Source organism: Iodobacter fluviatilis (assembly GCF_900451195.1).
In the GTDB taxonomy this organism is placed as follows: domain Bacteria; phylum Pseudomonadota; class Gammaproteobacteria; order Burkholderiales; family Chitinibacteraceae; genus Iodobacter; species Iodobacter fluviatilis.
In genome coordinates this window covers 289,987-304,564 of sequence record NZ_UGHR01000001.1, presented here as the reverse complement: position 1 = coordinate 304,564, position 14,578 = coordinate 289,987, and the positions used below count along the sequence as shown (strand labels likewise).

The 14,578-nt window shown below is 49.7% G+C and carries 15 protein-coding genes and 1 tRNA gene; all 16 read right to left on the bottom strand.

Annotated elements, in window-relative coordinates:
• Nucleotides 1-86 precede the first annotated feature (86 nt).
• Nucleotides 87-1,586: an NADH-quinone oxidoreductase subunit M gene (locus DYD62_RS01345; protein WP_115225719.1), complete on the bottom strand. Its 1,500-nt coding sequence runs from the start codon at nt 1,584-1,586 to the stop codon at nt 87-89.
• 85 nt (nt 1,587-1,671) lie between these two features.
• Nucleotides 1,672-3,729 (bottom strand): NADH-quinone oxidoreductase subunit L, encoded by a 2,058-nt coding sequence (gene nuoL, locus DYD62_RS01340; RefSeq protein WP_115225718.1) that lies wholly within the window; start codon nt 3,727-3,729, stop codon nt 1,672-1,674.
• Nucleotides 3,730-3,745: 16 nt separating this feature from the next.
• Complete coding sequence (gene nuoK / locus DYD62_RS01335) at nt 3,746-4,051, bottom strand: NADH-quinone oxidoreductase subunit NuoK (RefSeq protein ID WP_099398500.1); 306 nt, start codon at nt 4,049-4,051, stop codon at nt 3,746-3,748.
• Between the two features lie 20 nt (nt 4,052-4,071).
• Entirely contained in the window at nt 4,072-4,707 is a 636-nt protein-coding gene (locus DYD62_RS01330; RefSeq protein ID WP_115225717.1) for an NADH-quinone oxidoreductase subunit J, read from the bottom strand.
• A gap of 9 nt (nt 4,708-4,716) precedes the next feature.
• Nucleotides 4,717-5,205, bottom strand: coding sequence for an NADH-quinone oxidoreductase subunit NuoI (gene nuoI / locus DYD62_RS01325; RefSeq protein WP_046352280.1), 489 nt, complete (start codon nt 5,203-5,205; stop codon nt 4,717-4,719).
• Nucleotides 5,206-5,217: 12 nt separating this feature from the next.
• Nucleotides 5,218-6,273, bottom strand: a complete 1,056-nt coding sequence (gene nuoH, locus DYD62_RS01320) for an NADH-quinone oxidoreductase subunit NuoH (protein WP_115225716.1) — start codon at nt 6,271-6,273, stop codon at nt 5,218-5,220.
• Nucleotides 6,274-6,285: 12 nt separating this feature from the next.
• Nucleotides 6,286-8,583 carry an NADH-quinone oxidoreductase subunit NuoG gene (nuoG, locus tag DYD62_RS01315; protein ID WP_115225715.1) on the bottom strand — a complete coding sequence of 766 codons (2,298 nt, stop codon included), beginning with the start codon at nt 8,581-8,583 and terminating at the stop codon, nt 6,286-6,288.
• A gap of 22 nt (nt 8,584-8,605) precedes the next feature.
• The gene (gene nuoF / locus DYD62_RS01310) at nt 8,606-9,895 is read right to left on the bottom strand and encodes an NADH-quinone oxidoreductase subunit NuoF (RefSeq protein WP_115225714.1); all 1,290 of its coding nucleotides are present in this window, start codon (nt 9,893-9,895) and stop codon (nt 8,606-8,608) included.
• On the bottom strand, nt 9,895-10,368 hold the full coding sequence (nuoE, locus tag DYD62_RS01305) for an NADH-quinone oxidoreductase subunit NuoE (RefSeq protein WP_115225713.1): 474 nt from the start codon (nt 10,366-10,368) through the stop codon (nt 9,895-9,897). The genes nuoF and nuoE overlap by 1 nt, the downstream gene beginning before the upstream one ends.
• Nucleotides 10,368-11,624 carry an NADH-quinone oxidoreductase subunit D gene (locus DYD62_RS01300; protein WP_099398506.1) on the bottom strand — a complete coding sequence of 419 codons (1,257 nt, stop codon included), beginning with the start codon at nt 11,622-11,624 and terminating at the stop codon, nt 10,368-10,370. Before DYD62_RS01300 ends, nuoE begins: the two co-directional genes overlap by 1 nt.
• Nucleotides 11,614-12,198, bottom strand: a complete 585-nt coding sequence (locus DYD62_RS01295; RefSeq protein WP_115225712.1) for an NADH-quinone oxidoreductase subunit C — start codon at nt 12,196-12,198, stop codon at nt 11,614-11,616. Before DYD62_RS01295 ends, DYD62_RS01300 begins: the two co-directional genes overlap by 11 nt.
• Before the next feature lie 13 nt (nt 12,199-12,211).
• On the bottom strand, nt 12,212-12,742 hold the full coding sequence (locus DYD62_RS01290; protein ID WP_115225711.1) for a NuoB/complex I 20 kDa subunit family protein: 531 nt from the start codon (nt 12,740-12,742) through the stop codon (nt 12,212-12,214).
• Between the two features lie 5 nt (nt 12,743-12,747).
• On the bottom strand, nt 12,748-13,116 hold the full coding sequence (locus tag DYD62_RS01285) for an NADH-quinone oxidoreductase subunit A (protein WP_046352288.1): 369 nt from the start codon (nt 13,114-13,116) through the stop codon (nt 12,748-12,750).
• A gap of 75 nt (nt 13,117-13,191) precedes the next feature.
• A tRNA-Leu gene (locus DYD62_RS01280) sits at nt 13,192-13,276 on the bottom strand.
• 36 nt (nt 13,277-13,312) lie between these two features.
• The gene (gene secG, locus DYD62_RS01275) at nt 13,313-13,633 is read right to left on the bottom strand and encodes a preprotein translocase subunit SecG (protein ID WP_099398510.1); all 321 of its coding nucleotides are present in this window, start codon (nt 13,631-13,633) and stop codon (nt 13,313-13,315) included.
• A 52-nt stretch (nt 13,634-13,685) separates the two neighbouring features.
• Nucleotides 13,686-14,396 carry a triose-phosphate isomerase gene (gene tpiA, locus DYD62_RS01270; RefSeq protein ID WP_099398511.1) on the bottom strand — a complete coding sequence of 237 codons (711 nt, stop codon included), beginning with the start codon at nt 14,394-14,396 and terminating at the stop codon, nt 13,686-13,688.
• Nucleotides 14,397-14,578: the final 182 nt, after the last annotated feature.

The window sequence follows — 14,578 nt, the reverse complement described above, 5'->3', positions numbered from 1 at the left end:
AAATAATAGTATGGTGGTCCGAAGGTATGTTTCTACCTCTGGATAAAGTCGGGTATTCATTAAAATGAATGCCCGACTATCGCGAATCAGTGCAATTTGCTTTGTGATACATGCCAGATCAAATCATTGACAGACACATGCATCACATCAGCAAATGGCTTCGGATACAGGCCCATGCCCAATACCGCTACAGCTAATACAGCAAGGATTAGGAATTCGCGTGAATTTACGTCTTTCAGATGCTCAACATGATCATTGGCAACTTCACCGAATAACACCCGCTTGTACATCCACAGGGTATAAGCAGCACCAAAGATCAGCGTTGTAGCACCCGCAAAGGCGTACCAGAAGTTCACTTGAACAGCCCCCAGAATCACCATAAATTCACCGGCAAAACCAGAAGTACCCGGCAGACCGGAGTTAGCCATTGCAAACAGCATCATAAAGCTGGCGAAAATGGGCATCTTATTCGCCACGCCACCGTAATCGGCGATCTTGCGGCTATGTACACGGTCGTACATCACACCAATACAGAAAAACATCGCCGCAGACACAAAACCGTGCGAGATCATTTGCAGCAATGCACCTTCAACTGCGTACTGGTTCATTTGTGTGCCACCGGCAAACATAAAGAAACCCAGCGTCACAAAACCCATATGCGAGATTGAAGAATAAGCCACCAGCTTTTTCATATCGGTTTGTACCAGCGCCACTAAACCGATGTAAATCACTGCCACCAGAGACAAGGCCACAAACACCCAAGCATATTCACGCGCCGCATCAGGAGCAATTGGCAGAGCAAACCGCAAGAAGCCATAAGCACCCAGTTTCAGGGTAATAGCCGCCAGAACCATTGAACCACCGGTAGGGGCTTCAACGTGAGCATCCGGCAACCATGTGTGAACCGGCCACATCGGCACTTTCACGGCAAAGGCAAAGAAGAAGGCAATCAGGACTAAAGTCTGCGCGGTCATTCCCAGCGGCAGGCGCTGGAAATCGGCAATTTCAAAACTACCGCCCGTTTGCTGATACAGGTAGATAAAACCAACCAGTGTCAGCAAAGAACCGAGCAGGGTGTAAAGAAAGAATTTAATCGATGCATACACGCGGCGCGGGCCACCCCAGATACCAATAATCAGGTACATAGGAATCAGCATGGCCTCAAAGAACACGTAGAACAAGATCGCATCAAGCGCTGCAAATGCGCCATTGATCAGGCCCGACATAATCAGGAATGCAGCCATATATTGCGCGGTACGTTTTTCAATAACCTGCCAGCCTGCCAGTACAACCATCAGGGTGACAAAGCTATTTAAAATCACAAACAGCATTGAAATACCATCAACCCCAAGATGGTAGTTGATATTAAATGAAGCGATCCAAGGCATCATTTCTTCAAACTGCATGCCGCCGTGCAAAGATTCAAACTGCGTATACAGCGGAATGGTTACCAAGAAACTCAGCAAAGCGCCAGCCAGCGCCAACCAGCGCGCCGCTTTAGCGTTTTTGTCCCCGCCTGTCGCGAGTACTGCAAGGCCTGCCACGATCGGCAGCCAGATCGCGAGGCTTAGAAGATTACCCGTCATAGTCAACCTACTTGTTAATTTAATTCGTAAGGGGGATTCGATCTATTCAAGACCTTCCCCCCCGATCCCCGGCAAGATGCCGGCTTTAGGCCAGCAGGCCAGCAATCCACCATGTCATCAGGCCAATAGCACCGATAATCATGGCAAAAGCGTAGTGGTAGATATAACCAGATTGCAATTTACGCGACAACGCTGAAAACAGCCCCACCAGCTTAGCCGTGCCATTAACAAGCAAGCCGTCGATGATGAAGGTATCCCCTACTTTCCAGAACAAAGTACCCAGTACACGGCCACCCGCTGCAAAACCATTGATATACAGGTGATCCATATAGTACTTTTCATCCAGCAGTTTCTTGATCCCAATCGATGTAAAGAAGCGTTCCAGAGCAGCAGGAATACTTGGTTTTACCAGATAGAAATACCAGGATACCGCCACACCTGCTAAGGCCAGCCAGAATGGCAAGCTGGTCAGAGAGTGAATACCCATGCCGATTGCACCATGGAATTCTTCTTTCATCACTTCCATGGCAGGGTGAGCTTCATGATTTACAAAAATCACACCCTTAAAGAAATCACCGTAAAGCATTGGATCGATCGCAAAGTAACCAATCACCAGCGACGGGATCGCAAGCATCACCAGCGGCAAAGTGACTACCCAAGGTGTTTCATGCGGCTTTTGCCCCGGGGCTAAGCCATGATGGTGCTCATCAGCATGGTCATCTGAATGAGCATCATCATGTGCATGCGCGTCGTGGCCGTGGTGATCATGCGCCTTACCAAAACGCTCTTCACCGTGGAACACCAAGAAGTACATACGGAAAGAGTAGAAGGCCGTTACAAACACACCTGCCACAACCGCGAAGTAAGCAAAACCAGCGCCTGGCAAGTTTGAAGCGTGCACCGCTTCAATAATTGAATCTTTAGAATAGAAACCAGATAAGAACGGTGTACCGATCAGAGCCAGTGAGCCAATCAAAGAGGTAATCCAAGTAATTGGCATGTATTTCTTCAAGCCACCCATATTGCGGATGTCTTGATCGTGGTGCATACCAATAATCACAGAACCTGCAGCAAGGAATAACAGCGCTTTAAAGAATGCGTGCGTCATCAGGTGGAAGACCGCTACCGAGTAAGCTGACGCACCTAAAGCAACCGTCATGTATCCCAGCTGTGACAAAGTGGAGTAAGCCACAACGCGCTTGATATCGTTCTGGATAATCCCGAGGAAACCCATAAACAACGCAGTAATCGAGCCAATCACCATCACAAAATTCAGCGCAGTATCTGACAACTCAAACAATGGCGACATACGTGCCACCATAAAGATACCTGCCGTCACCATTGTTGCCGCGTGAATCAGTGCGGAAATCGGTGTTGGGCCTTCCATCGAATCCGGCAGCCACACATGCAGCGGAAACTGAGCGGATTTACCCATCGCGCCAATAAACAGCAAGATACAAGTCACTGACAGCAGGGACCAAGTCACATTCGGGAACAGGCTAATCGTTGCTTCTTTCAGCTCAGGCGCTTTAGCAAATACAGCGGCGTAATCAAGCGAGCCAAAGTATGCCAGTACCAGACCAATACCAAGTAGGAAACCAAAGTCACCCACGCGGTTGATCAGGAAAGCCTTCATATTGGCGAAAGTGGCCGTTGGCTTTTTGAACCAGAAACCAATCAAGAGGTAAGAAACCAAACCTACCGCTTCCCAACCAAAGAACAGCTGAACGAAGTTATTCGCCATCACCAGCATCAGCATCGAGAAGGTAAACAGCGAGATATAACTAAAGAAACGCTGATAGCCTGGGTCTTCAGACATATAACCGATGGTATAGATATGCACCATCAAGGATACAAAAGTCACCACGCACATCATCATTGCGGTGAGCTTATCAACCAAGAAACCAACATTAAAATCAACGCCATTAACGGTCAGCCAGGTATAAACCGTACCGTTAAAGTTATCGCCACCTGACACCAAGTGGTTTAAAACATAAGCCGACATCAGAAACGAAGCAGCAACACCGCCAATCGTGACGATATGCGATGCACGCCGCCCGATTGCCCAGCCAAACAGGCCAGCAACCAGCGCGCCAAACAGGGGCGCCAGCGGGATTAAGAGATAAATCGTTTTCATATCCATATATAACCCTGTCCCCTTAACCCTTCAGGCTGTCGAGATCTTCGACGTTGATCGATCGTAGATTGCGGAATAACACAATCAGGATCGCCAGCCCAATTGCGGCTTCAGCCGCGGCCACCGTCAAGATAAAGAACACGAAAATCTGCCCTGCTGAATCGCCGAGGAACTGCGAGAAAGCAATGAAATTCATATTCACCGCAAGCAACATCAACTCGATCGCCATAAGCAGCACGATTAAGTTTTTACGGTTCATAAAGATACCGAAAATACTGATGGCAAATAAACAAGCCGCCAGCACAAGATAATGCGTCAACTCAAGCATAAAAACTTTTCCTTGGGCACTTAGGCTGCTGGTTTATCATCGCTGGCAGGAACATCTGCTAGCTCTTTAACGGTGGCGGCCATCTTCACGATACGCAAACGATCACTGGCTTTAACACGAACCTGCTCACCAGGATTGATGTATTTGCTGCTTTTACGTTTACGCAGTGTCAGGGCAATGGCGGCAATCATACCCACCAGCAGAATCACCGACGCTAACTGGAAAGGCAGGAAGTATTGGGTGTAAATCAAGCGGCCTAATTCATGCACATTGCTGTAACCAGCAGGACGCTCAAGCAAGGCTGCACCATCTAGCTGACTTGCGCCGTGAGTAATGACCAAGACCATTTCCACCAGCATCGTGCCTGCAACCACACCTGCTACAGGAGCAAACTTCCAGAAGCCTTTACGCAGCTCCTCGAAATTAATGTCCAGCATCATCACCACAAACAGGAACAGCACCATCACTGCCCCCACATAAATCAGCACAAGGGAAACAGCTAGGAATTCTGCCTTCATCAACATCCACAGCATGGCTGCGGTGAAGAAAGACAAAATCAGCAGCAAAGCGGCTTGTACCGGATTTTTGGTACTGACTACGCCAAGTGCAGAAACCAGCAGCACCAGTGCGAAGAAACTAAATAGAGCAATTGTCATCGGATACCCTTAGCGGTACTTAGCGTCTTGCGCTTTACGTTCAGCAATTTCGCTCTCGTACTTATCACCGACTGCCAGCAACATTGGCTTGGTGTAGTAGAGGTCGCCCCGTTTTTCACCGTGATATTCAAGGATATGCGTTTCCACGATGGCATCCACCGGGCAAGCTTCCTCACAAAAACCACAGAAAATACATTTGGTCAGATCGATGTCATAACGTGTGGTACGGCGTGTGCCATCCTCACGCTTATCTGACTCAATCACAATCGCTTGGGCTGGGCAAACTGCTTCGCAAAGCTTACAGGCGATACAACGCTCTTCACCATTGGCGTAGCGACGTTGTGCGTGCAATCCGCGAAAACGCGGGCTGTACGGTGTTTTTTCTTCAGGGAACTGCACTGTGATCTTGGTCTGGAACATATGGCGGCCGGTAAGCATCAAGCCTTTTACCAGTTCCACGAGCAAGAACGTTTTAAAGAAATAAGCAATCTTTTCCATAATGGTTCCTGTTTATTTCCCTAGCGGCCAGATTGAGAACGGCGTCTGCATCCAAGCGCCCACTACCACAATCCAAATCAAGGTGACCGGGATGAAAATCTTCCAACCCAAACGCATAAGCTGATCGTAACGATAGCGAGGGAAAGTAGCGCGGAACCACAAGAAGCAGAACAGCATAAAGGCTACTTTTAATACCCACCACAGTACCGATGGCGCACCCAAAATGCCCCAGCTTGCCGGGAACGGGCTTAACCAACCGCCAAGGAACATGATTGATGTCATTGCTGAAATCAGAATCATATTGGCGTATTCGGCCAAGAAGAACAGCGCGAAGCTCATGCCCGAGTATTCGACCATATGGCCCGCAACAATTTCTGATTCGCCTTCGGTTACGTCAAATGGCGCGCGGTTGGTTTCAGCCACACCAGAAATAAAGTACACAACGAATAGCGGCATTAAGGGAATCAGATTCCACGAAAGAATCGAGCCACCCGCCATCCCTTGGCCTTGTTGATTGACGATTTCGGTCATATTTAAGCTGCCCGAAACCATCATCACCCCCACCAAGGCAAAGCCCATCGCCAGCTCATAAGAAATCACCTGAGCCGCAGCGCGCATTGCACCAAGAAAAGCGTATTTGGAGTTAGATGCCCAACCCGCCAAAATCACACCGTAAACGCCCATCGATGTAATGGCCATCACGTAGAGCAAGCCGACATTTACATCGGATAAGACATAGCCCGGATAAAACGGCACCACGGCCCAAGCCGCCAATGCCGGTACCAGAACCATAATCGGCGCTAAAAAGAACAGACCGGTGCTGGCTGCGCTTGGAGAAATAATTTCTTTCAGCAGCAGCTTTACACCGTCGGCAATCGGTTGCAGCAAACCAAACGGACCAACCCGATTCGGGCCGATACGGATCTGCATATAACCAATCACCTTACGCTCAGCGAGGGTAAGGTAAGCAACCGCCCCCATTAAAGGCGCAACAATGCAAACGATCTTGAGTAAGGTCCAGAGGACAAACGCGATCTCTGCGCCGAACAACCCTTGTAACATTTCCATATTGGGCGCCCTTTAAGCTTTAGAAACCGAGAGACTGTCGAACATGCCAGCAAGCTCGCGCGTTGCAGAATGCGATACAGGCACGCGAATCACGTTATCTGCAAGACCCGCATCCAGCTCAGCAAACAGCGATACCGCCTGACCTCCCTGCTCTACCCGCGCCAGATCATTCACCACCAGACCTAAAGCCGCCAGTGTTGCAGCATTAGCTTTCAGTGCAGGAGCCGCCAGAGTCGCTTGCAAGCTTGGCGCGCGACGAACCAAGGCATCTGCCTGATACATCGCCACTTCACCTAAGCGAACCAAACCAGATGCAGCCTGAACTTTAACGGCCACAGCAGCTACAGCGGCGTTATTCAAGCGGGCAGCCGTATCGCCTGGCAGGGCTTCATCGCGAATCTGTTCAGACGATTCGTAATCAAAGCCATTAAAGCCAAGCACATTGCCTAATACGCGGAATACTTTCCAGGCCGGACGAGTTTCACCAAGCGGACGAACGACGCCGTTAAAGCTCTGCGGCTTTCCTTCCATATTGACGAAGGTACCGGATGTTTCTGAGAAAGGAGAGATCGGCAGAATCACATCAGCAAAATCCAAAGCACAGCTATTGAATGCTGACATTACAACAACCATTTCAGCTGCTTTTACTGCTGCCAGAGCCTGTGCGCCGTTGTGCGTATCAAACTCGGTTTCAGCATTTAAAAGCACATAAGCTTTTTTAGGCGCAGCGAAGACATTGCCACCAACGGTTGCACCGATCAGCTGAGCGCCCACGGTATTAGCCGCTTCGCTCATCACACCCAGTGTTGCGCCAGTCAGCTCAGCCAATGCAGCAGCTGCAGCGTGTAACTCAGCAGCGCGTGGATTATGCGTTGCGATATTGCCTAGCAATACAGCTGATTTACCGGTTAGGGTTGCAGCAATCCTTCGGGCTGCGTCAGTCACTTCTACGCCAGCCAAATCGATGTTCGCAGGAGCGGCTTTGCTTGAGTCTGCTTCAACAACAGCCTTAATCACAGCCAACACGCCTTCAACTAGCTGATCTGGGCGAACAACAGACTGTGCGGCTACTTTAGTCAGCAAATCATCGCTATGCACATTCACCAAGGAAAGCTTCAAGCCTTTCTTAACTGATTGGCGTAAGCGTTGTGCCAGCAAAGGCTGCTCTTGGCGCAATGATGAACCAATAACAAGTACCGCTTCAGAAGCAGCCAAATCAACAATCGATTGGCCTAACCAAGTAGCGCCAGTCGTATTCAGGCTGAAGTCTGCATTGCGTAAGCGAGTTTCGACGTTTTCTACGCCTAAACCTGCCATCAATTTACGCAGCATAAACAGCTCTTCGACCGTGCTGTTTGGTGTGGCCACGGCAGCCACCGATGCAGCACCGTGGTCTGACACCACTTGCTTCAGGCCGTTTGCTACATATTCAAGCGCAGTTTGCCAGTCAGTCACCTGCCAAACGCCGCCCTGCTTAATCATTGGCTTTTGCAGACGCTCAGTGCTGTTCAATGCCTCATAAGAGAAGCGATCACGGTCAGCGAGCCAGCATTCATTAATGGCTTCGTTTTCCAGCGGCAGAACACGCATTACCTTGTTGTTTTTGACTTGCACAACAAGATTGGAACCCAAGCCATCATGCGGGCTGACAGACTTACGACGGGATAATTCCCATGTGCGTGCTGAGTAGCGAAACGGCTTGCTGGTCAATGCGCCAACCGGGCAAAGATCAATCACATTGCCGGAAATTTCCGATTTAACCGTCTTGCCAATAAAGGACATGACTTCGGTAAATTCACCGCGACCTGCCATACCCAATTCCTGGAAGCCGGCGATTTCTTCGGTAAAACGAACACAGCGGCTGCAATGAATGCAACGCGTCATATCAGTAGAAATCAACGGGCCAAGATCTTTATTGGCCACAACGCGTTTTTCTTCTGTATAGCGGGAGCCGGATTGGCCGTAGCCTACCGCCAGATCCTGCAGCTGACATTCGCCACCCTGATCACAAATCGGGCAATCAAGCGGATGGTTAATCAGTAAGAATTCCATCACCCCCTGCTGCGCCTTCACGGCCTGATCAGAGTGGGTCCAGACTTTCATCCCGTCCGTGACGGGGGTTGCACAGGCAGGTAAAGGCTTAGGCGCTTTCTCAACCTGAACAAGGCACATACGGCAGTTTGCGGCTATAGACAGCTTTTTGTGATAGCAGAAATGCGGGATATGCACGCCAACCGAATTGGCTGCGTCCATTACCGTGCTACCACCTGGCACTGTCAGTTTCTTACCGTCGATTTCAATTTCCAGCATGCTCTACTCAATGGCTATTGAATCAAACCCAAGCCTGCAATGCAGTCTTGTGTTCGATAAGGTATTCGAATTCGCTACGGAAGTGTTTTAGCATTCCGCGCACCGGGAAAACAGCTGCGTCGCCGAGGGCACAAATAGTTCGCCCTGCGATGTTATTACCGACACTGTCCAAGAGTTCCAAGTCTTCCGGAACACCATGGCCCTGTGCGATACGATGAACAATGCGATACAACCAACCGGTGCCTTCGCGACACGGTGTACATTGGCCACACGATTCTTCGAAGTAGAAGTAAGACAAACGCTCCAGCGCTTGCACCATACTGACTGTTTCGTCCATCACGATCACGGCACCTGACCCCAGCATCGAGCCTGCTTTAGCGATCGAATCGTAGTCCATGGTGCATTGCATCATGATGTCAGCAGGCAAGACTGGCGAGGATGATCCGCCTGGAATGACCGCTTTGAGTTTTTTGCCATCACGCATACCGCCGCATAATTCCAGCAGCTCAGAAAACGGCATGCCCAGCGGCACTTCGTAGTTTCCAGGGCGGTTCACATGGCCAGAAACCGAAAATAACTTGGTTCCACCGTTATTAGGTTTACCTAGCTCAAGGAATTTCTGCCCGCCTTCGCGGATAATGTATGGTACGGAGGCAAACGTCTCCGTATTATTAATTGTGGTTGGCTTGCCATAGAGGCCATAGCTGGCTGGGAATGGCGGCTTAAAGCGTGGCTGGCCTTTTTTGCCTTCCAAGGATTCAAGCAGCGCCGTTTCTTCACCGCAAATATAAGCGCCGTAGCCATGATGTGCGTGCAGCTCGAAGCTAAATTCTGAACCTAGAATTTTTTCACCTAAAAAGCCAGCCTTGCGTGCTTCTTCCAGTGCCTCTTCAAAGCGTTCGTAAGCTTCAAACACTTCACCGTGGATATAGTTGTAACCCACAGTAATGCCCATGGCGTAAGCACCAATAATCATGCCTTCGATCAGCGCATGCGGATTAGACACAATAATGTCTAAATCTTTAAAGGTGCCTGGCTCGCCCTCGTCCGTATTACAAACAAGGTACTTTTGTCCAGGGAAGCTACGCGGCATAAACGACCACTTCAAGCCGGTCGGGAAACCCGCACCGCCACGGCCACGCAGGCCGGAAGTTTTCATTTGCGCAATGATTTCATCCTGAGTGATATTTTCACTCAGAATCTTTTCGAGAGCAGCATAGCCACCACGCTTAACATATTCGTCAATGCGCCAGCAGTTTGGATCTTCAAAATTGACGTCATCAAAAATGACACCAGTTGCATAGACGGTCATTATTCGAGCTCCGCCAGTTTCTTATCAATCGCCTCAGGCGTCATATGACTGCACATGGCGTGGTTATTCACCAGCATCACCGGCGCGTAGCCACAGGCGCCCATGCACTCCCCTTCCTTCAGCGTAAATTTGCCGTCGGGTGTGGTTTCATTAAAACCAATGCCAAGCTTTTGCTTGATGTAATGCGCTGCGGTATAGCCGCCCGAAAGTGCACAGGGCAGATTGGTACACACAGTGATCTTGTGCTTACCTACCGGCTTTAAATCGTACATATTGTAGAAAGTAGCCACTTCATAAGCCATCATTGGCGCAATGCCTAGATAGTCAGCTACAAATTCGATCATGTCATTGCTAAGGTAGCGGTGCTCGGTCTGCGCAATACGCAGCGCGCCCATGACTGCAGAGCGCTTTTGCTCAGCAGGATATTTCGCTACTTCACGATCAATCAATGCCAGGGATTGAGTAGTTAACATCAGCGGTCAATCTCCCCGAATACAACGTCTTGTGTACCGATAATAGCCACCACATCGGACAACATATGGCCGCGCGCCATTTCATCTAAAGATGCTAAGTGAGCAAAGCCCGGCGCACGAATTTTCAGGCGGTAAGGTTTATTGGCGCCATCGGACACCATGTAGATACCAAACTCACCCTTAGGATGTTCAACAGCGGCGTAAGCTTCGCCTTCCGGAACATGCATGCCTTCGGTAAACAGTTTGAAGTGGTGAATCAGCTCTTCCATATTGGCTTTCATGCCGCCACGTGAAGGTGATGCCACTTTATGATTATCTACAATCACAGGGCCAGGATTGGCTTTCAGCCATGCTACGCACTGCTTAATAATACGGTTGGACTGGCGCATTTCTTCAACACGAACCAGATAACGGTCATAGCAGTCGCCATTTTTACCGACCGGAATATCAAAGTCCAGTGCACCGTAAACTTCGTACGGTTGTTTCTTACGCAGATCCCACTCCACACCCGAGCCACGCAGCATAGGGCCAGTCAGCCCCAGTGCCAGAGCACGTTCAGGCGTGATAATACCAATACCCACAGTACGCTGTTTCCAGATACGGTTATCTGTCAGCAGGGTTTCGTATTCATCCACATAGGTTGGAAAGCGGTTAGTGAAGTCTTCGATAAAATCGAGCAAAGAACCTTCACGGTTGCCGTTTAATTTTTTGATCGCGGCAGCATTACGTACCTTAGAAGCTTGGTACTGCGGCATTTGATCCGGCAGATCTCGGTAAACTCCACCCGGGCGATAATAGGCCGCATGCATACGCGCGCCTGACACTGCTTCATAGCAGTCCATCAGATCTTCACGCTCACGGAAGGCGTACAAGAAGATGGTCATCGCGCCGCAGTCAATACCGTGCGCACCAATCCACATCAGGTGATTCAGAATCCGGGTGATTTCATCAAACATCACACGGATATACTGAGCACGAAGCGGAACTTCGATGCCCGTCATTTTTTCAATCGCCATGCAATAGGCGTGCTCATTACACATCATCGACACGTAATCAAGCCGATCCATATAAGGGAGCGATTGAATATAGGTTTTTGATTCAGCTAATTTTTCAGTACCGCGGTGCAGCAGGCCAATGTGCGGATCAGCACGTTCGACCACTTCACCGTCTAACTCAAGCACCAAGCGCAAAACACCGTGCGCGGCAGGATGCTGCGGTCCAAAATTCAGCGTGTAGTTACGGATTTCAGCAGCCACCGTAATTCTCCTCGCGGATGATACGCGGCGTTGTTTCTCGCGGATCGATAGTGACAGGCTGGTAGATAACACGGCCCTGCTCAGGGTCGTAACGCATTTCTACGTAGCCAGAAAGCGGAAAATCCTTACGGAAAGGATGACCAACAAAACCATAATCAGTCAGGATGCGGCGCAAATCAGGGTGCCCCTGGAACATAATCCCAAACAAGTCGAACGCTTCACGCTCAAACCAGTTAAGACCAGGCCAGACAGAAACCATGGAAGGCACGACAGGGAAATCATCATCCGTACAGAACACGCGTACACGCAGACGCACATTGTGTTTGTAAGAGAGGAAATGATAGACCGCTGCAAAACGGTGGCCTTCCCATACGGCGTCTTTGTAAGTGCTGTAATCCACACCGCAGACATCCAGACAGGATTCAAAGTGCAATGCGGCATTATCACGCAAAGCTAAAGCCACTTCGGGCCATACTGCTACAGGCACTTCGATAGTGACTTCATCCAGAGCACAGACCAGCTTGGCGATATTTGCGCCACCTATCTCACCCAGAACGGCCTTCAGGCTGTCCATTAGGACGCTAAGTTTACGATCCACTGTTTACCCTCTCACTCGCCAATACACCTGAACGCGCAATCGTGTTAGTACGCTTAATCTTATTCTGTAGCTGAATAATGCCGTAAAGCAAAGCCTCGGCAGTTGGCGGACAGCCCGGCACATAGATATCAACCGGCACAATCCGGTCACAACCACGGACAACAGAGTAAGAATAATGGTAGTAACCACCACCATTAGCACAGGATCCCATCGAGATCACCCAACGTGGCTCAGGCATCTGGTCATAAACCTTACGCAGTGCAGGCGCCATCTTATTACAGAGCGTGCCCGCCACAATCATCAGGTCAGACTGGCGTGGGCTTGGGCGAAAAACGATGCCGAAACGATCCAAGTCATAACGCGCCGCGCCAGCATGCATCATTTCTACCGCGCAGCAAGCCAGACCAAACGTCATTGGCCACAAAGAGCCAGTGCGTGTCCAGTTGATCACGGTATCGAGCGAAGTTGTCACAAAACCTTTGTCTGCAGACTGCACACTTGCTAAAGATTGAGCATCCATATTAATTACTCCCATTCCAGTGCGCCCTTCTTCCATTCAAAGATAAAACCCACAACCAGCACGGTCAGGAAAATCATCATTGCAAGGAAGCCGAACATGCCGAGCTCTTTAAGCACAACAGCCCATGGCACAAGGAAGGCCACTTCGAGATCGAACAAGATAAACAGGATAGCAACGAGGTAGTAGCGAACATCAAACTGCATGCGCGCGTCTTCGAAAGCTTCGAAGCCACACTCGTAAGGTGAGCGTTTTTCAGGATCAGGCCGATTGGTCCCGAGAATCTTGCCCACCCCCCAGCCAAGAACAAGCGGGGCAACACCCACCAAGAGTCCTACAGCCAGAAACATCAGGATGGGGAAATAGTTAGCGAGCATGGCACTCCCCAGATTTGAAAGTTAAGGATATTTTTATATGTTGTATTCGCCCACATTGCGCGGGCGTTTTGTATCTGGTGCCGACAGAGAGACTCGAACTCTCACAACCGAAGTCACTACCCCCTCAAGATAGCGTGTCTACCAATTTCACCATGTCGGCATTAAAAACAAATTAACCTTCCAGAAGTATTACGGCTTACTCTGGAATTTTACTCGGCTGAGCTGGCTGCTGTACTGCAGGTTTTTGCGTGCTCATCACACCCAAATCTGACTTTTTAGCCGGGCTTACCAGTAAAACTAATGCAAGGCAGCTTGCAAAAAACAGTGTTGCTGTCACTGCAGTAGTACGGCTTAAAAAATTAGCCGAACCCGACGAGCCAAACAGGCTACCTGCTGAACCGCTGCCAAAAGCAGCGCCCATATCGGCACCTTTACCGTGCTGCATCAGCACCAGAACGATGGTAGCAATCGCAGAAACCACGTTCAAAATGAGCACGAGTGATTTAATAAGTTCCATTAATTTCTCATTTCTATGCGGCGCGCATTCTAGCGGGTTTTATATTCCCTGACTAGCGCGCAGCCATGCAGATGTCTAAAAACTCGGACGCTGATAAAGCGGCTCCGCCAACAAGCACACCATCTACCCCATCTACCGCCAGAACTTCTTCAGCATTACTGCCTTTTACACTACCGCCATACAACACACGGGTGCGAGGTTCTAAGGTCTCTTTGATAAATGCGTGCATTTCAGCGATTTGCTCTGATGTTGCAATGACACCCGTACCTACAGCCCAAGATGGCTCGTAAGCAACGGCGTAAAGACCAATCGGCAAACCACGTAATACAGCTAACTCTGCCGCAATAATTTCTTTGTGCCGGCCACTGGCACGCTCTTCAGCATCTTCACCCACGCAATAAACGGGAAAAAGCCCCGCGTCCAGACAAGCACGCAGTTTACGAGCGGCATTTTCGCTGCTCTCACCAAAATAACGACGGCGCTCAGAGTGCCCGACAATCACCAGCTCACAACCTATATCGGCCAGCATCGATGCAGAAACTGCACCTGTGTAAGCTCCAACATGATACTCGCTGACGTCCTGAGCTCCAACCTGAACCTGACTATCTTTCAGCAGGCTCTTAGCCAACATGACATACGGGTAAGGAATGCATACTGCAACATTGGGTCCCAGCTTGGCGCGTGCCAGTTCGGGCAATACCGAACGAACCTTACCAATACTGCCGTGCATCTTCCAGTTACCAATTACAAGCTGTCTTGTCATACGACGAGAAGCACCTGTTTCAAAAGTCCCAGATTGTATTCCCACGCCTACCCCCAGTCAAACCGAGCCCTGTCGGTTCATTGATTTTCAGGACAAGCTCACCCACACTGAGTGACTTGTAATATTTCAGCAACAATCAGCAGCTAGCATAGGCACTATTCTTTTCGTCCAAACGTTTTAGC